The organism is Bacillus sp. 22446, from assembly GCF_052044955.1.
GTDB classification, from domain to species: Bacteria; Bacillota; Bacilli; order Bacillales; family Bacillaceae; genus Bacillus; species Bacillus altitudinis.
In genome coordinates, this window is sequence record NZ_JBQEOD010000001.1 from 250,784 (window position 1) to 270,055 (window position 19,272).

24 protein-coding genes are annotated in these 19,272 nt (G+C 41.7%); 1 reads left to right on the forward strand and 23 read right to left on the reverse strand.

Going from position 1 to position 19,272, the window contains the following annotated elements; all coding sequences use genetic code 11:
* Positions 1 to 98: 98 nt before the first annotated feature.
* The gene (locus ACTJJD_RS01330; protein ID WP_008344446.1) at positions 99 to 983 is read left to right on the forward strand and encodes a DUF1002 domain-containing protein; all 885 of its coding nucleotides are present in this window, start codon (positions 99 to 101) and stop codon (positions 981 to 983) included.
* A 40-nt stretch (positions 984 to 1,023) separates the two neighbouring features.
* On the opposite strand, the gene lysA is transcribed toward ACTJJD_RS01330, so the two are convergent.
* The 23 genes from lysA to ACTJJD_RS01445 all read right to left on the reverse strand — a co-directional run bounded on the left by lysA (position 1,024) and on the right by ACTJJD_RS01445 (position 19,184).
* Entirely contained in the window at positions 1,024 to 2,349 is a 1,326-nt protein-coding gene (gene lysA, locus ACTJJD_RS01335) for a diaminopimelate decarboxylase (RefSeq protein WP_440600068.1), read from the reverse strand.
* 115 nt (positions 2,350 to 2,464) lie between these two features.
* Positions 2,465 to 3,937 carry a spore germination protein gene (locus ACTJJD_RS01340; protein ID WP_440608036.1) on the reverse strand — a complete coding sequence of 491 codons (1,473 nt, stop codon included), beginning with the start codon at positions 3,935 to 3,937 and terminating at the stop codon, positions 2,465 to 2,467.
* Entirely contained in the window at positions 3,930 to 4,499 is a 570-nt protein-coding gene (locus ACTJJD_RS01345; protein ID WP_440608037.1) for a stage V sporulation protein AE, read from the reverse strand. The genes ACTJJD_RS01340 and ACTJJD_RS01345 overlap by 8 nt, the downstream gene beginning before the upstream one ends.
* A 6-nt stretch (positions 4,500 to 4,505) precedes the next feature.
* On the reverse strand, positions 4,506 to 4,856 hold the full coding sequence (spoVAE, locus tag ACTJJD_RS01350) for a stage V sporulation protein AE (protein WP_007501045.1): 351 nt from the start codon (positions 4,854 to 4,856) through the stop codon (positions 4,506 to 4,508).
* Entirely contained in the window at positions 4,856 to 5,872 is a 1,017-nt protein-coding gene (gene spoVAD / locus ACTJJD_RS01355; RefSeq protein WP_008344437.1) for a stage V sporulation protein AD, read from the reverse strand. Before spoVAD ends, spoVAE begins: the two co-directional genes overlap by 1 nt.
* 12 nt (positions 5,873 to 5,884) lie before the next feature.
* Positions 5,885 to 6,337: a stage V sporulation protein AC gene (gene spoVAC, locus ACTJJD_RS01360; RefSeq protein ID WP_024718929.1), complete on the reverse strand. Its 453-nt coding sequence runs from the start codon at positions 6,335 to 6,337 to the stop codon at positions 5,885 to 5,887.
* Positions 6,338 to 6,357: 20 nt separating this feature from the next.
* The gene (locus ACTJJD_RS01365; RefSeq protein WP_007501049.1) at positions 6,358 to 6,774 is read right to left on the reverse strand and encodes a stage V sporulation protein AB; all 417 of its coding nucleotides are present in this window, start codon (positions 6,772 to 6,774) and stop codon (positions 6,358 to 6,360) included.
* Complete coding sequence (locus ACTJJD_RS01370; protein WP_046343891.1) at positions 6,764 to 7,384, reverse strand: stage V sporulation protein AA; 621 nt, start codon at positions 7,382 to 7,384, stop codon at positions 6,764 to 6,766. The genes ACTJJD_RS01365 and ACTJJD_RS01370 overlap by 11 nt, the downstream gene beginning before the upstream one ends.
* Before the next feature lie 114 nt (positions 7,385 to 7,498).
* Entirely contained in the window at positions 7,499 to 8,266 is a 768-nt protein-coding gene (gene sigF / locus ACTJJD_RS01375; RefSeq protein WP_007501051.1) for an RNA polymerase sporulation sigma factor SigF, read from the reverse strand.
* Positions 8,267 to 8,278: 12 nt separating this feature from the next.
* Positions 8,279 to 8,719: an anti-sigma F factor gene (spoIIAB, locus tag ACTJJD_RS01380; protein ID WP_007501052.1), complete on the reverse strand. Its 441-nt coding sequence runs from the start codon at positions 8,717 to 8,719 to the stop codon at positions 8,279 to 8,281.
* Positions 8,716 to 9,069 (reverse strand): anti-sigma F factor antagonist, encoded by a 354-nt coding sequence (gene spoIIAA, locus ACTJJD_RS01385; protein ID WP_008344431.1) that lies wholly within the window; start codon positions 9,067 to 9,069, stop codon positions 8,716 to 8,718. Before spoIIAA ends, spoIIAB begins: the two co-directional genes overlap by 4 nt.
* A gap of 157 nt (positions 9,070 to 9,226) precedes the next feature.
* On the reverse strand, positions 9,227 to 10,381 hold the full coding sequence (locus ACTJJD_RS01390; protein WP_205625806.1) for a D-alanyl-D-alanine carboxypeptidase family protein: 1,155 nt from the start codon (positions 10,379 to 10,381) through the stop codon (positions 9,227 to 9,229).
* A gap of 159 nt (positions 10,382 to 10,540) precedes the next feature.
* Entirely contained in the window at positions 10,541 to 11,353 is an 813-nt protein-coding gene (locus tag ACTJJD_RS01395; protein ID WP_019743098.1) for a purine-nucleoside phosphorylase, read from the reverse strand.
* Between the two features lie 11 nt (positions 11,354 to 11,364).
* Entirely contained in the window at positions 11,365 to 12,549 is a 1,185-nt protein-coding gene (gene deoB / locus ACTJJD_RS01400) for a phosphopentomutase (RefSeq protein WP_025207568.1), read from the reverse strand.
* Between the two features lie 153 nt (positions 12,550 to 12,702).
* Entirely contained in the window at positions 12,703 to 13,593 is an 891-nt protein-coding gene (gene xerD, locus ACTJJD_RS01405) for a site-specific tyrosine recombinase XerD (protein ID WP_007501057.1), read from the reverse strand.
* 6 nt (positions 13,594 to 13,599) lie between these two features.
* Entirely contained in the window at positions 13,600 to 13,827 is a 228-nt protein-coding gene (locus tag ACTJJD_RS01410; protein ID WP_024718934.1) for a YqzK family protein, read from the reverse strand.
* Between the two features lie 117 nt (positions 13,828 to 13,944).
* Positions 13,945 to 14,397: a ferric iron uptake transcriptional regulator gene (gene fur, locus ACTJJD_RS01415; protein WP_003215577.1), complete on the reverse strand. Its 453-nt coding sequence runs from the start codon at positions 14,395 to 14,397 to the stop codon at positions 13,945 to 13,947.
* 121 nt (positions 14,398 to 14,518) lie between these two features.
* Complete coding sequence (gene spoIIM, locus ACTJJD_RS01420) at positions 14,519 to 15,163, reverse strand: stage II sporulation protein M (protein WP_017367532.1); 645 nt, start codon at positions 15,161 to 15,163, stop codon at positions 14,519 to 14,521.
* Between the two features lie 115 nt (positions 15,164 to 15,278).
* Positions 15,279 to 16,409: a S8 family peptidase gene (locus ACTJJD_RS01425; RefSeq protein ID WP_008344415.1), complete on the reverse strand. Its 1,131-nt coding sequence runs from the start codon at positions 16,407 to 16,409 to the stop codon at positions 15,279 to 15,281.
* 111 nt (positions 16,410 to 16,520) lie between these two features.
* Entirely contained in the window at positions 16,521 to 16,742 is a 222-nt protein-coding gene (locus ACTJJD_RS01430; RefSeq protein WP_024718937.1) for a hypothetical protein, read from the reverse strand.
* Positions 16,743 to 17,009: 267 nt separating this feature from the next.
* Positions 17,010 to 17,462, reverse strand: a complete 453-nt coding sequence (locus ACTJJD_RS01435; RefSeq protein WP_008343848.1) for a GNAT family N-acetyltransferase — start codon at positions 17,460 to 17,462, stop codon at positions 17,010 to 17,012.
* Entirely contained in the window at positions 17,449 to 18,630 is a 1,182-nt protein-coding gene (locus ACTJJD_RS01440) for a TIGR00375 family protein (protein ID WP_050827375.1), read from the reverse strand. The genes ACTJJD_RS01435 and ACTJJD_RS01440 overlap by 14 nt, the downstream gene beginning before the upstream one ends.
* Positions 18,627 to 19,184 (reverse strand): NUDIX hydrolase, encoded by a 558-nt coding sequence (locus ACTJJD_RS01445; RefSeq protein WP_019743103.1) that lies wholly within the window; start codon positions 19,182 to 19,184, stop codon positions 18,627 to 18,629. Before ACTJJD_RS01445 ends, ACTJJD_RS01440 begins: the two co-directional genes overlap by 4 nt.
* Positions 19,185 to 19,272 lie beyond the last annotated feature (88 nt).

Sequence of the window (19,272 nt, forward strand, 5' to 3'; positions counted from 1 at the left end):
ATTTGTTACGTCTATATGATGGAGTACGATTCAAATCATGTACTCAAAAGATGAGTTTCTCACCATCGAGAAACGCTTTCGACTTGAAGGAGGTCAACATGTTTAAAAAAACAATGCTTGGTATGATGGCAGCGCTCCTTTTACTGATTGGTGCGCCAAAAGTCAGCTTAGCGGATGCAGCTGTCGGCGATGTCATCGTCACACTCGGGCAAGACTTAACACCGGCTGATCGCCAGAAGGTGCTTGACGAGTTGAATCCACCTGAAAATGCGACAAAAATTGAAGTAACCAATAAAGAAGAGCACGAATATTTAGGAAAGTATATCCCTCGTTCTTCTATCGGGACGAGAGCATTATCATCTTCATCCATCACCATTGAAAAATCAGGTACGGGTCTGACCGTGGATACACATAACATTAAGACCATTACAGATGAGATGTATTTAAATGCTTTAATGACCGCAGGCGTGAAAGATGCAAAGGTTGTCGTGACGGCGCCGTTTGAAGTATCTGGTACAGCAGCACTGACAGGTCTATTAAAAGCCTATGAAGTGTCAAGCGACAAAGCCATTCCTGAAGATGTGAAACAGGTGGCAAACGAAGAACTTGTAACAACATCTAAACTGGGAGACTCTATTGGAAAAGACAATGCCTCTGCCCTGATTGCAAAAATCAAAGATGACATTGCCAAAAATGGAGTTCCTAAAACAACAAAAGAAGTGGAAGAAAAAGTAGATCAAGCCGCTTCTGATTTGAACTTAAATCTAACGCAAGACCAAAAAGATCAACTTGTCTCTCTCTTTGATAAGATGAAAAATATCAATATCGATTGGAAACAAGTCGGATCTCAAATTGATAAAGCAAAAGACAAGATTACAAAATTCATAGAATCAGATGAAGGGAAAAACCTTCTACAGAAGATTTGGGATTTCTTTGTCTCCATTTGGAACGCGATCGTTTCTGTATTTACTGGTGGAAAATAAATGTCATAGAAAAAGCTGCCTGATGATCAGGCAGCTTTTTTTAAGTCGATGATTTCACTTTTGATTGATAAGGTAAATCCAATTTGACAATGTCCTCATATGTCTCACGCTCAACGACAAGCTGCGCTTCCCCATCTTCTACAAATACTACAGCCGGGCGAGGGATGCGGTTATAGTTGTTTGACATGCTGTAGCCATAAGCTCCTGTACAAAAGACAGCTAACAAGTCTCCCTGTGATAACTCTGGCAGATCAATATCCCAAATGAGCATATCTCCACTCTCGCAGCATTTCCCTGCAATGGACACAGTTTGATCATGCGTTTGACTCATTTTATTGGCGCTTGCTGCTTCATATTTTGCTTGATATAAAGCAGGTCGAATGTTATCACTCATTCCGCCGTCAATGGCTACATAATCGCGAATGCCAGGTACATGTTTTGATGAACCAATCGTATAAAGAGTGGTTCCCGCATCTCCAACAAGTGAGCGGCCTGGCTCAATCCAAATTTCAGGCATCTCAAACTCATAGCGGGCTACATTTTCTTTCACCGCTTGAATAATTTTCTCCACGTATTCAGTTGCTGGAAGTGGTTCGTCCTCTTCTGTATAACGGATGCCAAAGCCTCCGCCTAAGTTCAGCACTGTGGAAATAAATCCAAATGATTCTCTCCATTCATCCAGCTTCAAGAAAATTTTATCTGCCGCAAGGACAAAACCAGCTGTATCAAAGATTTGAGAGCCGATATGACAATGAACACCTAAAAGCTCGATCACTTCTGATTCAAGTACTTGTTTGACCGCTTCGTCTGCTTGTCCATTATGAAGATCAAAACCGAATTTTGAATCTTCTTGACCTGTTGTAATATAGTCATGCGTATGTGCTTCAACGCCCGGCGTGATGCGGAGGAGTACATTCACCTGTTTTGATAGCTCTTGCCCAAGCTGTTCAATGAGGTTGATTTCATAGAAATTATCAACAACAATACAGCCGATTCCATGCGCTAATGCCATCTTTAATTCTTCTCTGCTTTTGTTGTTACCATGGAAATGAATTTTTTCTACTGGAAACCCGGCACAAATGGCTGTGTGCAGCTCCCCGCCTGAAACGACATCAAGTGATAAGCCTTCTTCTTTTGCCAGCTGGAACATGGCAATAGAAGAAAACGCCTTACTCGCATATGCCACCTGAGCCTTTAGTTCTTCTTCAATAAATGCTTTCTGAAAGCTTTTTGCACGCTCCCGTATTAAAGCCACATCATATACATAAAGTGGTGTCCCATACGTTTCAGCTAAAGAAACGGCATCAACACCACCAATTTCTAAATGTCCGAGTTCATTTTGTCTGCAAGTGCCGTGTAAATACAATGTCATTCCCTCTTTCTCCGCCTCGGCTGAAAAAAGACAGCTGCACAAGCTGCCTTTTGCCGTTTCTCAAAGTTAAAAATACAATATCACAATCTTCAGCCACTTTCAACGAGCGTTAAGAATTTGGCGGAATTTTTGATCTGTTCTGAGGGTGAACGATGCTCGGCCTTACTTTTGAGCCAGGAACAGACGTCCGAATGAGCACTTGCCACAAAGCCTTTCCATTAAAAGGAATAAACGGCCACATATAAGGCGTCTGTAAGGAACGAATGGATGTTAAATAAATAAGTAACAGCGTAAAACCGATGATCAGTCCATTCAGCTTAAAGATCGCTACTAGTGCTAATATGATCAGTCGGATGATTTTATTAGCGACACTCAGTTCATAACTTGGAGTGGTGAATGTGCCGATGGCTGCTAGCGAGACGTATAATATGACCTCTGGTGTAAATAAACCGACATCAATTGCAATTTGTCCAATTAAAACGGCTGCAATCAAACCCATGGCAGTCGACAAGGCGGTCGGCGTATGAATCGCCGCCATTCGTAAAAATTCCACCCCAAAATCAGCAAGGAATACTTGGAGAATGACAGGGATATGAGAAGGTTTGTTAAATCCAATATAGCTTAGATTGTCTGGCAGAAGATTCGGTTCTAGAATAAAAAGAAACCAGATCGGCAAAAGAAAAGTAGAACATAAGATGCCTAAAAAACGCACCCATCTTAAAAAAGTCCCAACCGCTGGCGCCTGGCGGTATTCTTCAGCATGTTGAACGTGATGAAAAATAGTGGTTGGTGTAATGATGACACTAGGGGATGTATCCGTAATGATGATGACATGCCCTTCTAATATATGGTTAGCGGCTACATCTGGGCGCTCGGTGTATCGCACAAGCGGGAAGGGATTATATCCTTGCTTAATGATAAATTCTTCTATTGTTTTATCAGACATCGTCAGTCCGTCAACTTTAATCCCAGACACTTCTTTTTCGATAATATCAACAAGATCAGGGTCAGCTATGTCTTCAATATAACAAACACAGACGTCTGCTTTAGAACGCTCGCCTACTTTAAGCATTTTGTATCGCAGTTTTTCATCCCGCACTCTTCTGCGAATGAGTGCTGTGTTCACAATGATGTTTTCAACAAAGCCGTCTCTTGCACCTCTGACAACCTTTTCTGTATCCGGTTCCTCCGGCATTCTGCCAGGGTAGCTCCTGACGTCAATAATAAATGCGTAATTTTCACCTTCGACAACGACTGCCACAAGTCCAGACAACACTTGATCCACTGCTTCATCAAGCGTTTCAACTTTTGAGACTTGCTGATTGACAAGACGGTTTTCTACCACACGTGCAAGATCATCTGATTCAGGTTCGTTGTCATTGATTTCAATCAGTTCTTTTAATAAATAGATCACATATTGTGTATCACATAATCCATTTACATAGTAAAGCTGGATTTCCTGATCATGGACATAAATTTTCCGAACGCCAAGGTCAAAGCTGAGACCCATCCCGACATTGTCTTTGAAAAAATCTTCATTTTTCTTCGGATCTCGGTACACGTGCACCTTGTCTTTATTCATGGAAACCACTCCTTTCTAAAATTAATTCGACTGCCTTCATTGTGATGGGGGACCCTTTGCTTAGATCATCTTTCCGTCCCATCTTGCCAATATCTCCAATGCCGACAACAATCGGAAGCTGTAGTGAATCGAGACAATACACTGTATCTCCACTCATTTTGTGTGGTTCCATTTCTGGAAGTCCATGTTTGTCAACGCCGTATTCTGTCAGTTCACCTTCCCGGTCAATGGAGACATGTACCTTTGTCCATTCCGCTTGATGGGTTTTAGATGCCACTGCAATGGCGCCAATCACTTCAATTTCAGGGTGACGTGCTACGTGCTTCATGGCCGTTTCCCCTGTTCCTTCACCTGTTAGACCAGAATCATCAAACATGACAAACACTGGGTCATACGGCGTTTTCAAAATCATCTGGACCAGTTCTGGTCCTGTTCGTTTGCTCGGATTCCCTTTTGAGCTGGAAATACATCTTCCGCCGACTTTCTTTGCGACAAGCTCAATCGTTTTGGCAGCATATATATCTCCGTCTGTCACTAAAATGATTTTGCGTCTTTGCCCCATATTAGGTTATCCTTTCGGTTTAAAGATAAGTGCAATGATAAATGAAAATAAAATTGCAGCTGATATTCCAGCAGAGGTTAACTCAAAAATCCCAATTCCGATTCCAATAAATCCGTGGACATCAGCCTGATGCATCGCCCCATGAAGCAAGCTATGACCAAAGCTTACGATAGGGACGGTAGCACCCGCTCCTGCAAATTCAATAAATTTATCATAAATACCAAACCCGTCTAAAATCGTCCCCGCCACAACAAAGGTCGTCATGACATGTGCCGGTGTGAGTTTCAGTACATCAAGTAAAAGCTGGCCGATCACGCAAATCAGTCCGCCTGCAACAAAAGCAATCAAATAATCCATTAGCTTTCTCCTCCTGCACGCTCAAATACAACTCCATGCGCAATGGTTGGAATGGTCTCTTTTTGCTGAACCATCATTGGGCTAAGAAGCGCCCCGGTTGCTACAACCAATACTCTTTGTAAATTCCCTGCTTTCATTTCTTGAAAGATGTGACTGAATGTCACGACAGCTGAGCAGGCACAGCCGCTGCCTCCAGCGAATACATTTTGATCAGGTGTGTATATGATTAATCCGCAATCATCATGCTTCCGTCCAAGCTGAATGCCATCTTCTTTCAGAAGATCCTTTAAAATAGGCGATCCAATTCCAGATAGATCTCCTGTTAGGATGAGATCATAATCATCTACTGTTCTTCCTAAGTCTTCTAAATGTTGTTTGATTGTGTCTGCCGCTGCAGGCGCCATAGCCGAACCCATATCAAATGGATCTGTAATCCCAAGATCCATCACCCGTCCGACGGTGGCACTTGTAATTTGAATTTGGGAAGGTTCTTGGCTGATGACGACAGCACCGCTCCCTGTCACTGTACTTGTGGCTGTATCGGGTTTTTGCCCGCCATATTCTGTTGGATTACGAAATTGCCGCTCTGCCGTCGCATTGTGACTGCTTGTGGCAGCAAGCGCTCTATTGGCAAAGCCACCATCTACTAGCGCTGAGGCAATGGCGACTGATTCCATTGATGTGGAGCAGGCACCAAATAAACAAAGAAACGGGATTTTGAGTTCTCTTGCCACATAGTTGGCTGTCACGTTTTGGTTCAGTAAATCTCCTGCCAGCAGAAGGTCAATATCACTTTTTTGCAAATTCGCTTTTGATAAGGCCATTGATATGGCATCATCCATGAGCTGCCTTTCAGCCATTTCCCAGTTCTTTTGATAACAGTGCATTTCATCATAGGTTTTATCAATGAGATGACCGATTGGGCCTTCTTTTTCTTTCGGTCCTGCAGCTGTTCCTTCCGCATTCACATAAAGCTTGTGTTCAAATACCCAAGATTGCTTACCTGTTAGTTTCACGTTTTATTCCTCCTACGAAAACATCTTTTCCAAGACGTATCGAATAATCCCTACGACATATGCCGAGACGACACCAAACACAATGACGTTCCCAGCCAGTTTAAACATATTGGTCGCTACACCTAACACAAGCCCTTCACTCTTATGCTCAAGAGCCGCACTTGTCATGCTGTTTGCAAATCCTGTCACCGGGACAGCTGATCCCGCTCCAGCAAACTGGCCGATTTTATCGTAAATACCAATACCAGTTAAAATAGAAGAAATTAAAATAAGGGTTGCCACCGTTGGATTCCCTGCTGTCTTCTCATTAAAATCAAAAAAAGTAATATAGAAATTTTGCAATCCCTCGCCTATCGCACAAATCAAACCGCCGACAAGAAAAGCCTTGATGCAGTTCAGTACATAAGGAGGTTTCGGCTGATACGTTTTCACTTTAGATGGATAGTTCTCTTTTAAACTTGACACGTGTTGTTCCCTCCACATTTTTAAATATAAATAAGCCAATGAAATAGCGAGCCAAACACCTTTCCTAAGACGATGGCCATGAGCAGCAGCACAATTTTCCCGTCCATTCCAATTCTTTTCGTTAAGATAGGAAGTACATTTAACACTTCAGTGAGTGCGGCTGCAAGCATGCCAACAAAAATGCCAGATAAAAGACCGATCGGAAGCGCTAGCCATTTGGATAAATGCAAATGGACTTGACTTAAAGTAGCCCAGCCGCCAACGACCGCTCCACTTATCACGGCAGCCTCATATCCTTGAATGAAACGCTGCGTTTTCGTTAATTGCATTAATCGAGGGATAATACCAAGCACTGTGAGAAACGCCACAAATCCTGCCCCTACCGTTAAACCGCCGCCGAGCCCAACAAGCACCACAAAAAGCCATTTACCGATCATGGATATCTTTCAATGTTTCTTTGTTTTCATTGAGTGCGACATAATGATCAAGATCGAGCTGATATTTAAACATTTCCACTTCAAGCGGACTTGGCTCTTCGTTTAAACGCTTTTTAAACACATGATTGAAAAATAAAATCATGCCCAAACCGAGTCCAAAGCTATATGGAATTTGTAATAAATAAGGATGCTCAACCGTGTTTCCAGTAATCATCTCGTAAAGGCGGATATGCACAAGCCGCATACTAACATCCTCATGGAAATTCATGATGGCAAGGGCCGCTCCGACAAATAAGAGGAGCCATACAAACACGAATAATACGGGGGACAGTTGGCGTTTGCCTGTATCAATTTCAACAATGGCCTCTGAGCCTCCAACCGTTTGAATGTCGATGTCAGGCCACGCTTTTTTGATCGTTTTGACCACATGCATGATATCTAACACAACGATGTGACGATCCTTTTTGCTGACATGGTATATCGGCATTTTGCTCAGCTTTTGCACAGCACTGTCATCTCCAGTGATTTGGGCAATATCCTCTAAATAGATAAGCTGATCATTACCAGTCTTAATCCGATGGCGCAGCCGAATAAAGATTTGTCCGTCCATCCAAGTCACTTCCTATACGATGGGTTAAAAATAGTATGTGGTGAAAAATGGTTCTCATACTGAAAGAACTTGATTTACCGGTAATTACCACACAAAAAAAGCCAGCCGAATTGGCTAGCTGTCTTTTTGATCCATTTGCATTTGGATTTGTTTTAAAATCTTCTTTTCAAGCCGTGAGACTTGCACTTGGGAAATTCCGAGTCTTTCTGCTACTTCTGATTGTGTTTGGTCTTTATAATACCTTAAATAGACAATCAGTTTCTCACGCTCTTCTAATTCTTTAATCGCCTCTTTTAGCGCAATTTTATCAAACCATCTTTCTTCTGAATGATCGGCAATTTGATCGAGCAACGTAATCGGATCGCCGTCATTTTCATACACGGTTTCATGAATAGATGATGGTGAGCGGACCGCTTCTTGAGCAAGAACGACATCCTCAGGTGTGATGTCCAGATATTCAGCGATTTCCTGAACAGTCGGCATTCTGCCATGAGATTTAGACAATTCGTCCCTTGCCCGCCTGATTTTATTTCCAAGTTCCTTTAAAGACCTGCTGACTTTGACGGTTCCATCATCACGAATGAAACGCTGAATTTCACCAATGATCATTGGAACGGCATAGGTCGAAAACTTCACATCATAAGACAAATCAAATTTATCAACAGATTTCAGCAGGCCAATACAGCCTATTTGGAACAGATCATCTGGTTCATATCCTCTATTTAAAAAGCGCTGAACAACGGACCAAACAAGACGCATGTTTTTTTCTACGAGGAGGTCTCTTGCTTGTTGATCTCCGTCTTGGCTTTTTTTGATGAGCTGTTTCACCTCATCATTAGACAGCTGTGCTTTTTTTGCTTGCTTTTTTACCTCCACATCCATATGAGCAGCTCCTTAATTACAAAGCGCTTTGCTTTTTGATAGATGCTTTGTTAAGCGGATCGTTGTGCCCATTTCTGGAGATGAGTCCACCATGACATCATCCATAAAGTTCTCCATGATCGTAAAACCCATCCCGGAACGCTCTAAGTCTGGTTTCGTCGTAAAAAGCGGCTGCCTTGCTTCCTCAAGATCTGAAATGCCCATGCCTTCGTCTCGAATCGTCAGATACACAATATGGTCATCCAGTGTGACGCTAATGTGCACCTTGCCGTCTGGATTCCCGTCATACCCGTGAATGATCGAGTTCGTGACCGCCTCTGATACGACGGTTTTGATTTCTGTTAGCTCATCTAATGTTGGATCGAGCTGAGCGATGAATGCTGCCACCGTTACTCTCGCAAAGGATTCGTTTTGACTTAAAGCAGAAAAAGTCAGATTCATTTCATTTGTCATGATGCCACCCCCAATGTTTGCAGCGCAGTTTGCTCTGAAGGCTCCATACGAATAATTTTAAACAAGCCGGACATATCAAATAAACGGTTCACTGCTGGCGAGATCGCACAGACGACCATTTCACCGCCAAGCTGTTTAATTTCTTTGTATCTTCCTAAAATCACTCCGAGCCCAGAGCTGTCCATAAACGATAAATCAGCTAAATTCAGCACGATGTGGCGAATGTCCTCTGTTTCCAAATAATTCGTCACCTTTTGTCTCAATGTCTCTGCGGAGTGATGATCAAGCTCCCCTGTCAACCGAATGCAAAGTACGCTCTCTTTTATTTGAAAATCAATACCAAGGCTCATCTTTTCTTCCTCCTTGCTCTATTTTCGGATAAAGAATGTTTCTCTTTCTTCACATGCAAATCCTTCACCATGACAAAACTAGTGATCATTCGTCACATTTAGATGTTCTTTTCGTTCATAGCAAAAAAGACTGCCAGTTGCAGCAGTCTTTCACCTTTTAATTCCATTTAACAAATTCGGCCATCGCCCGTTTGAAGAACGTCCAAACACCGGCTTTTTCCATATCTTCTTTCGCTTCAACAGGACTTTCATGAAGCACTTTTCCATCTTTTTTCAAGATGATGGTGCCAAGTTTCGTTCCTTTTGAAAATGGGGCTGTGACATCTTGAGATAATTTAATTTCTTTTTTGATCTGATCGACATTTTCACCTTTTTTCGTTAGAAGAGAGATCGGTTCTGACGTGACAAGCTGAATTTTTTTCTTTTTCCCTTTGCTCACTTTGATCTCTGCTACGTCTTGACCACGCTTGTACAGAGGATGCGTTGTATATTGACTAAAGGCGTAATCCAGCATTTTGACGACTTGGGCATTTCTGTCTTTTGGTGTACTTGCGCCGAATACAACAGCAATGACGCGCATGTTCCCTTTTTTAGCGGATGCCGTTAGACAGTATTTTGCCTCGCCTGTAAACCCTGTTTTCACCCCATCCACACCTGGATAAAATTTAATGAGACGGTTTGTATTCACAAGCCAGAATTTTTTATCCGTGTTCTGACGAAGATAGTCTTCGTATACACCTGTGAACTTGGTGATCTCTTCATATTTCAACAGCTCTTTTGCCATTTTTGCCATATCATGAGCCGTGCTGTAATGATCTTTTTCAGGAAGTCCTGTTGGATTTTGAAAGACCGTTGAGGTGAGCCCAAGCTCTTTTGCCTTTTTGTTCATTTGCTCAACAAACTGTTCTTCAGATCCAGCAATATGTTCTGCCATGGCAACTGAAGCATCGTTTCCTGACGCAATCGCAATGCCTTTTAGCATGTCTTTAACCGTCATTTCTTCTCCCGGTTCAAGGAAAATTTGTGAGCCTCCCATAGATGCTGCATGATCGCTCGTTCTTACTTTATCAGTCATTTTTAATTTCCCTTGATCCATCGCTTCCATGATGAGAAGCATCGTCATGATTTTGGTCATACTTGCAGGGGCAAGCTTTTCATCACTGTTTTTGTTGTAAAGCACTTTTCCCGTGTCACGTTCCATTAAAATCGCTGATTTGGCTTCATGCGCCAATTCTGATGTTTGTTTTTCTCCTGGCTTTTCAATCTTTTCTTTTGCCATCGCTGATGGTGAAACCATTGAGATAAGGATCATTAAAGTAAACAATGCACATATATGACGTTTCAAGTGGCAGACCTCCATTATCGTAATCCTTTCTATTTTTTCCTCATAAAGGCTGTTTTATTCAGAGATCGTTTGATTGCCATAAAAAAAAGCCCTCTGTTTCATGAACAGAAGGCTTTTTCACACGATCTATGAGAGTTGTTTGACAACTTCTTTCACTAAATCAAGGAAACTTGCTTTCACTTTTTCCGTCACTTCGATCACTTCATCATGAGAAAGCGGCTGATCTAAAATACCTGAAGCCGCATTAGAGATGCATGAAATACCAAGTACTTTTATGCCTGCATGACGTGCCACAATCACTTCTGGCACAGTCGACATACCGACTGCATCAGCGCCAAGCGTTCTGAGGAAACGAACCTCTGCCGGTGTTTCATATGAAGGGCCTGTCATTCCTGCATAAACCCCTTGCTGCACAGATATGCCTAAATGTTTAGCCGTTTTCTCTGCAAGTGCCAGCAAATCTTTATCATACGGTGCAGACATATCAGGGAAACGAACCCCTTGACTGTCGTTTGGTCCAATTAACGGATTGGTTCCCATCATATTGATATGATCTGTAATCAGCATGAGATCGCCAGGATGGAAGGATGTATTCACACCGCCCGCTGCATTTGTCACAATACATGTCTCAATGCCGATTTCTTTCATCACACGGACAGGAAATGTCACCTGCTTCATATCATACCCTTCATAGTAATGGAAACGTCCTTGCATGGCACAAACGACCGTGCCTTTCAGCGTTCCAATGACGAGCTGGCCTGCATGCCCTTCTACTGTTGAAACAGGGAATCCAGGAATATCTTCATATTTCAATTTGATTGGATTTTCAATCTCATCGGCTAAAATGCCAAGACCTGAACCTAAAATCAATCCAACTGTTGGTACATATGTCGATGCTTGTTTAATATATGCCGCCGCTTCTGAAAACTGTGCTCCCACGTGATTTCCCCCTATTTGAGTTTAGATAAAAAGCTTGTTCCGTATTTTGGCAGCGTTGATTTAAAATTATCTGCTACCGTTGCCCCAAGATCAGCAAATGTTTTCGCTGTTGGCAGCTCATTCGCTTCTTGATGCTTTTTGCTGTAAGCAATAAGCGGAACGTATTCTCTTGTATGATCTGTTCCGTGATGAACCGGGTCATTTCCGTGATCTGCTGTGATCACAAGCAGATCATCCTCTTTTAATAGATCAAACACTTCAGGTAGACGTGCGTCAAATTCCTCTAGTGCCTTACCGTAGCCTTCTGGATCTCTTCTATGTCCATAAAGCGCATCAAAGTCGACAAGATTTAAGAAGCTCAGCCCAGTAAAGTCTGTTTTCAGCGTCTCCACTAGCTTGTCCATTCCATCCATGTTGGATTTCGTTCTGAGTGAAGAGGTGATTCCTTCACCATCATAAATATCAGAGATTTTTCCGATCGCAATGACATCAAGTCCATCATCTTTCAATTCATTCATGACGGTACGGTCGAATGGTTTTAATGCATAGTCATGACGATTTGGTGTTCTAACAAATGCCCCCGGCTCTCCGACAAATGGACGAGCGATGATGCGCCCTACCATATATTTTTCATCTAAAGTCAGTTCACGTGCGATTTCGCAAATGCGATAAAGTTCGTCTAATGGCACAACTTCTTCGTGTGCAGCAATTTGCAGCACAGAATCTGCTGAAGTATAAACGATTAAATCGCCTGTTTTCATATGCTCTTCGCCAAGCTCATCCAGAATTTCTGTACCAGACGCTGGTTTATTTCCAATGATGCCGCGCCCTGTTTTTTCTTTTAATTCATTTAACAGTTCATCTGGAAAGCCGTCTGGAAAGACTTTAAATGGTGTGTCGATGTAAAGACCCATGATTTCCCAATGCCCTGTCATTGTGTCTTTCCCGTTGGATGCTTCTTGCATTTTCCCATAATACGCAAGCGGTTTTTCGTCCGCTGGAATTCCTTTAATTTCTTTAATATGACTTAGCCCAAGCTTCGCCATATTCGGCATATGAAGCCCGTTCATTTTTTCAGCAATATGTCCAAGTGTATCTGCACCTACATCATTAAAATCAGCAGCATCAGGTGCTTCCCCGATTCCTACTGAATCCATCACAATGAGGAAAATACGTTTATACTGATAATCAGGCATAAAAAAGCGCCTCCTTCAATATTCTTGTCCTTTCACCTTTCACAACTGGAGAGGTCAGACATCTCAAGTATAAACCGTTTTCAAGTCAATTGACAACCATAAACGGTCCAAACATAAAAAAGCATGATACACGTTCACCGTGCCATGCTTTACTTATGCCCTTGGATGGAATTTGTGATACACGTCTTTTAATCTTGTTTTTGTGACATGTGTGTAAATTTGTGTAGTAGAAATATCGGCATGTCCGAGCATTTCCTGTACGGCTCTAAGATCCGCACCGTTTTCAAGCAAATGTGTCGCAAATGAATGTCTGAGCGTATGAGGCGTCAATTCTTTTTGAATACCTGCTTCTATGGCTCGTTTCTTTAAGTTCTTCCAAAAGCCCTGCCGCGACATTTTTTTTCCGTGATGATTCAGAAACAAGGCATCGGCCGGCTGTTTTTTGAGCAGCTTGTTTCTGCCTTTTTCTATATACACTTCAATCGCACTTGCAGCAGCTTCACCAATAGGCACGATTCGCTCTTTTCTTCCTTTTCCAAAACAGCGGATAAACCCCATGGTCAGATGCACATCTGCAAGAGTCAGATCAAGCATTTCACTTACGCGAATACCTGTTGCATATAAAAGTTCGAGCATGGCTTTGTCACGGTAGTCAAATGGTGTTTGCTGCTTAGGTGTATCGAGCAGCTTTTCTACCTCATCTAATGATAGAACTTTCGGTAATTTCCGCTCTGTTTTTTGTGATTCAATGTTCCATGACGGGTCATCTGTTGTCACTTTTTCACGGAGCAAGAATTGATGAAAGGAGCGTATCGATGATAGATGACGGACGGACGTTTTACTCGATTTCCCCTCGTCTTTTAACTGTTTTAAATAATGAATAATATGAAGGCGTGTGACGTCTTTTACATCTGTCAATTGTTCATGCGTCATTAAAAAAGACAAATAGTTCTGTAAATCTCTTTTATAAGAGACAATGGTATTTTCAGAGAGTCCTCTCTCTACTGTCATAAAATGAATAAAGTCGGATAATTGATCCTTCAATGGTTTCTACTCCCCGTTTTGATAAAAATAAATCAATCGATCCTGCCACCTGTCTTGTTTCGGCTGATCCATTTCCATCACTTTTATCGCTGCACCTTCTGGTTTATCATAACGATGATAGCTTTCATATTCTGAATTTATCCATATCATAGCATAATAGAACAGGACGGTAAAACCAGTGAACAAGATAAATACTTTCATTACTTCACCTGTTGTTTTGAGCCATTTTCGCATGTTCTTCATGTCCTTTCTCGTGTTCTCATTACTTCAGCATATGCCAGGTGGGACAAGGAATATACAGCGAACATGCAAAAAACCTTTTCATTTTGAATGAAAAGGTTCCAATTCGGATTATTTGCCGGATTCATCATCATGACACCGGTGGCAAATACCATGGAATGTCAATCTATGATCCTTAATTTTAAATTTCCAATCGCGTTCAATAATTTCTTCAACATCTTCTAATAAATCATCTTCTATCTCATCGACTGTTCCGCATTCCATACAGACAAGATGGTGATGGAAGTGAGCGGCTCCTTCTTTGCGAAGATCATATCGCGAAACGCCGTCTCCAAAGTTAATTTTATCAACAACTTTCAGTTCAGTAAGCAATTCTAACGTCCGATAAACAGTAGCAAGACCAATTTCAGGAGACTTCTCTTTTACGAGGAGGTATACATCTTCTGCACTTAAATGGTCTTCTTCATTCTCAAGCAGTACTCTTACTGTTGCTTCACGCTGTGGCGTGAGCTTATAGCTGGAAGAATGAAGCTGTTTCTTAATTCGATCAATCCGATTTTCCATTGACTTTCCCTCCTACGCCACATTACTTGATCATTATATCAAATGATGTGCAGAGAGCCAACTATAATCATTTTAAATTGATAAATAAATTGATTATTATTTAATAACGATTATAAAATCATCAAAACAGAACACCTGCCAGCTTTTTCATCAGCATGAATGATAAGTATGATTCAAAGAAGGACGAAAGAGCAGCGAGGGTTAAAATCATCAGTAGAACAGAAGCATACCGGCCAAACCAATGGATTGGCGCTTGACTGATGGTTTTTTTCATAAAAAGCTGACCAATTAAACGAATGGAGAACGCAATCGCACAAGTTCCGATCACTAAATACGCAGGAATGAGCAAGATATTTTGAGGAAGCACCGAGACAAAAGAAAGAAAAAAACCGCTAAGCCCCATTTGATTGACTAAAAAACCGACAGTAAACCCAACTACAATCCCTTTTAGAAAGATCATAAGAAAAATAAGCGGCAGGCCAATGATGGAAATTCCGAGTATCCACATGAGGCCCAAATATTTCATATGATGCAAAAAGCTTTGCAAAAACATTTCTTTTGATTCTGCTGCTTTCTCATTCGTCAGTTGACCAAAAAATTGATTTAAATAGTAGAATAAATCCTCTTTCTGACTCATTGTCATACTATTGACGATAATGGCTCCAAAAATGACGCCCATTAAAAATAGTACAGAAACAAACAAATAAATCGATAAATGATCTTTCACGTGCTGAAGAAGATGTTCTTTCCAAGACTTTTTCCGCATGCGCCTTCCTCCCAAATAGTAAAGGTTACTAGATTCTATGAGAGAGCAGACGAAACATGACAGTTTTATAAAAAGAAAAACGAGAAAGCAGCTGTACACCGCTCTCTCGTTTCCTTTATCGTGCAGCTTTTTGTACGTTCACAAGCCCAGCGCCATAATAAAAAGGTTCGCCAAGTTTTGTTGCCGTTTTTGTCAGCCTTTCACGCAATTCATCATTTGTCAGATTCGGATGTTTTGATAGAATGACTGCCGCAGCACCAGCTACATGAGGTGATGCCATAGACGTTCCACTCTTATATCCATATTCGTTATGAGGAATGGTACTTAATGTTGAAACACCTGGTGCTGATACTTCCACTTCTTCCCCAACAGAGGAATCAAAGGCTCTTTGCTTTCGTTGATCCACAGATGCGACTGCCATGACAGAGCTGTATTTGGCCGGGTAATCTATCGTATTAAGTGACCCGTAGCTCCCAGCATTTCCTGCAGATGCGACAATGAGAATCCCGTTGTCATAAGCTCGATCTACCGCTTCTTTCAGCGCCTCCGATTCACTTGCTCCCCCCATACTAATATTGATAACATCCATCTCATTCTCAATCGCCCATTCAATGCCTTTAATGATCCAGCTATAGTAGCCGTCACCATTTTCATCTGCCACTTTCACCGCATAGATCGAAGCTTTTGGTGCCACACCAACGACGCCTACTTTATTATCTAATGCTGCGATCGTGCCTGCAACGTGAGTTCCGTGTTCATGCGGGTCAACGAGCGGATCGGACTCTGTTGGAACAAAGCTGACACCACCAGTTACATGTAAATCTTCATGCTTGCCGTCGATTCCACTGTCAAGAACAGCTACTTTGACATTCTGTCCGGCATATCCTCGTTTATGTACCTTTTGTGCTTTGATGCTTTTGATGCCATAAGGAACGCTTTGACCGCTTGTTTTTGCTTTTTGGTCTTCCTCAATAAAAGTAACTTCTTTTGCTTGATGTAGTTTTTCTTTTGATGCTTCGTTCAACGAAACTTTCATCATATCTATTTTCTCTATTGATTCTTTCACATGACCGCCGGCTTTTTCAACAAGCTGTTTTTGTGTTTTGTCTTGAACGGAAGAAGAAAAACCGATCATATACTCTTTTTTTGCTTGATCCTTTGCAGATACATCTGATGCGCCGAATGTCATCGATGCCAGTAGCATACTTGCCATACAAAGCCCTGCTCCAAATGATTTGACCTTCACGATACCCACTCTCCCTTTCATTTCTTTTTGTCATTTAACTACATTTTTAGACAAAAAGAAACGACCGTTTGTCCTATTTTTTAAAATTTTTCCAATTATTTGATCTACTTGTCACAAAAAAGCAAAATAAAAATGCTTATGATCCTGTTCATAGCGATCATAAGCATTCCTACCTTTATGTTTTTTCATCATATGCTGCAAGGCTTCTTGTTTTGTTTTTGTCTTTCTTTCGTGTGTACTAAAATGCGGTATATTTCCTCTCGATTGTTCTGGATTTCGACTGTGCTGCCTTTGAAGGTGTTCTCTCTTTTTCTTTGCTTTGCTTTTTCCCATTTCGCAAAACCCCTTTCGTTGTCGTTATGATACATGAAAGCACCTAAAAAAGATAGACGTATACACGTCTATCTCAAATTGTTGACAAAAGGCTAAAATGTACTTGATTTTAGCCTTTTGTCTTCTTTTCAGCGTGATAGAAAACCTTTGCAGTCTAGGAAGGACAGCTACTTTCACGGAGCGAATTTGACATTCGTGAGCACCGGAGCGCAGGACTGACAAAGAATGCGAGGGTTTGTCTACACGCTGAGATAGACGTATACACGCCTATCTTTCTTTTCTCACCATATCAAGATGCGGAATTCCATCCTCATCATAACAATCTGAGACAGCTTCAAAGCCAAACGATTCGTAGAACGATTTCAAATAAGCCTGTGCTTGGATTTTAATCTTTGTTTCGCCTAATTCACTGAGCTTTTTTATCGCTTGATCGAGCAGGATCTTCCCGTAACCTTTTTTCCGGCCGGTCTTCGTCACAAGGACACGGCCAATGGATGCCTCTTTGTACATGATCCCGCTTTGGAAAATGCGGCAATAAGCGACAATCGTGCCGTTCTCTTTGGCGATGACATGCAGCGCCTCTTGATCACGATGATCAATTTCAGGATAAGGACATGTTTGTTCTACAACAAACACATTTACCCTTTCCATTAAAATCAAGTAAAGGTCCTCTTTAGACAGTTGTTCAAATGTGTGACATGTCCATTTAAGTTGATTCATGATTGATATCCACCTTACCGTAGACCCCGCCTCCGCCAGCGATCAGTCCAACTTCACCTCTTCTTGCTTTGATGATGTAATCGGCTGTTTTCTCAGGCAGGACCGCTTTTAATTCTTGTTCTGTTGCTTGATGAAGAATATTCATCTCTGTATGAAAGACAGCTTTTAACTTTTCTAACGTTTTGGCTCCAACACCCGGAATAAAATGAAGGGGAAGCTGGTGAACATAAGGAGGCCTTATTCCTTTGTCACTTTCTTGGTCAGCAAGCTCCTTTAACCGCTCACTCACCCCTTTTGTCATTCGGGTATGGCCGCATGCTTGGCACTTTTCTTGATCCTGACTGTCAGGTCTTACCCCGCATTTCTCACAGGTCGTATGATAATACTTTCCGAGCCGCGGAGCGAGCCCATAATTTCCAGTGATGTTTCTGCCATCTTTTCCTTGAAGCGCTAGCTCAAATTCAGCAAAGGAGGCATGATCCATTCGGATCTTCGTATATTCCCGCGCAATTTTCCCTAAAGAATGGGCATCTGAATTTGTTAAAAAAGGATAACGGTTTAGCTCACTTAGCTGGGAGGCCATAGACGTATCACAGCTAAGGCCAAGCTCAACAGCATCAATGAGTTCTGGATCGAATACTTCGGTTAAAGACGTATTGACCCCTTTACCGTATAAACTTTTATGCGGCGTAAAAATATGGGCAGGAATAAATAATCCCCCTAGTTCCTTCACCTTATGCTGAAGCGTTCTCCCATCCACATATAACCGCTGTGAACTCAAATGCACATTTTTCATATGAAGAGAAAGCCATGCGGAAAACTCAGACATTTTACGAAGCGTGGGCATAAAGGCAAGCACATGAATCGGACCTTTTGATTGGTCATCATTGATTTCTAGCTCACTGCCTAAAAGCAAAACGGTCTTTCCAAATGATAACCCGCCATCGCTTAGTTCCGTGTATATGCCTTCCTCTACACCTTCTATCAATTCTTCTAGGACTTCAGGAGATTGTGCATCAATCACACCAATCATTCCCATCCCTTTACTTTGAGACGCTTCAATGAGAATTTGGTCAATGGTCAGTGACCTTGCACCTGTAATTTTGACAGCCCTGCCTGTTCTTGTTCGACCAATATGAATATGGATATCTGCAAAGAATTCCCTCATTTTGTAGACTTAAGTACCTCTTGCAATTGTAAGTATTGAATGGCATAGGCTGTTTTCGCATCATAAATATGTTGTTTTTCGATGAGGTGCAGTGCTTCTTCTAGTGAAACTTCCATCACTTCGACAAATTCATCCTCATCCAGCTCTCGTTTTTCTTCAAGCGGGACGAGCTGATCAGCAAGGTAGATGTGAACAATTTCATCCGCAAACCCTGGTGATGTATAAAAGGCTGTCAGCTTTTGGAGCGCCTGAGTTGTATAACCTGTTTCTTCTTCTAATTCTCTCAGTGCTGTATGTGCCGGCTCTTCTCCTTTTTCTAATTTTCCAGCCGGAATTTCAACGATGGATCTCTCCAGTGCTTTACGGTATTGCTTGACCAAAATGATTTTATTTTTGTCTGTACGTGCAATGACTGCTACTGCACCTGGATGTTTAATGATTTCGCGTTTGCCTGGTTTTCCGTTCGGCAATTCTACATCTTCAAGAACCAAGTCAATGATTTTTCCGTTATATAATGTTTTTGACGATAATGTTTTTTCTTCAAAGTCCTTCAATTTTGTCAGCTCCTCGTTCTACTTTCACTTTTTACTTCATTCATTTTAACATAGATGTTTTAGGAGAAGCCAAAATGCGGATGCCTGC

Excerpts from the sequence above, each read along its gene's own strand:
- ACTJJD_RS01330 (WP_008344446.1), top strand. The coding sequence starts at position 99 with ATGTTTAAAAAAACAATGCTTGGTATGATGGCAGCGCTCCTTTTACTG.
- ACTJJD_RS01340 (WP_440608036.1), bottom strand. The coding sequence starts at position 3,937 with ATGAATAAAGACAAGGTGCACGTGTACCGAGATCCGAAGAAAAATGAA.
- ACTJJD_RS01345 (WP_440608037.1), bottom strand. The coding sequence starts at position 4,499 with ATGGGGCAAAGACGCAAAATCATTTTAGTGACAGACGGAGATATATAT.
- spoVAE (WP_007501045.1), bottom strand. The coding sequence starts at position 4,856 with ATGGATTATTTGATTGCTTTTGTTGCAGGCGGACTGATTTGCGTGATC.
- ACTJJD_RS01365 (WP_007501049.1), bottom strand. The coding sequence starts at position 6,774 with ATGATCGGTAAATGGCTTTTTGTGGTGCTTGTTGGGCTCGGCGGCGGT.
- ACTJJD_RS01370 (WP_046343891.1), bottom strand. The coding sequence starts at position 7,384 with ATGGACGGACAAATCTTTATTCGGCTGCGCCATCGGATTAAGACTGGT.
- sigF (WP_007501051.1), bottom strand. The coding sequence starts at position 8,266 with ATGGATGTGGAGGTAAAAAAGCAAGCAAAAAAAGCACAGCTGTCTAAT.
- spoIIAB (WP_007501052.1), bottom strand. The coding sequence starts at position 8,719 with ATGACAAATGAAATGAATCTGACTTTTTCTGCTTTAAGTCAAAACGAA.
- spoIIAA (WP_008344431.1), bottom strand. The coding sequence starts at position 9,069 with ATGAGCCTTGGTATTGATTTTCAAATAAAAGAGAGCGTACTTTGCATT.
- ACTJJD_RS01390 (WP_205625806.1), bottom strand. The coding sequence starts at position 10,381 with ATGATCCTTATCTCAATGGTTTCACCATCAGCGATGGCAAAAGAAAAG.
- deoB (WP_025207568.1), bottom strand. The coding sequence starts at position 12,549 with ATGCCTGATTATCAGTATAAACGTATTTTCCTCATTGTGATGGATTCA.
- ACTJJD_RS01410 (WP_024718934.1), bottom strand. The coding sequence starts at position 13,827 with ATGCGAAAATGGCTCAAAACAACAGGTGAAGTAATGAAAGTATTTATC.
- fur (WP_003215577.1), bottom strand. The coding sequence starts at position 14,397 with ATGGAAAATCGGATTGATCGAATTAAGAAACAGCTTCATTCTTCCAGC.
- spoIIM (WP_017367532.1), bottom strand. The coding sequence starts at position 15,163 with ATGCGGAAAAAGTCTTGGAAAGAACATCTTCTTCAGCACGTGAAAGAT.
- ACTJJD_RS01430 (WP_024718937.1), bottom strand. The coding sequence starts at position 16,742 with ATGGGAAAAAGCAAAGCAAAGAAAAAGAGAGAACACCTTCAAAGGCAG.
- ACTJJD_RS01435 (WP_008343848.1), bottom strand. The coding sequence starts at position 17,462 with ATGAATCAACTTAAATGGACATGTCACACATTTGAACAACTGTCTAAA.
- ACTJJD_RS01440 (WP_050827375.1), bottom strand. The coding sequence starts at position 18,630 with ATGAGGGAATTCTTTGCAGATATCCATATTCATATTGGTCGAACAAGA.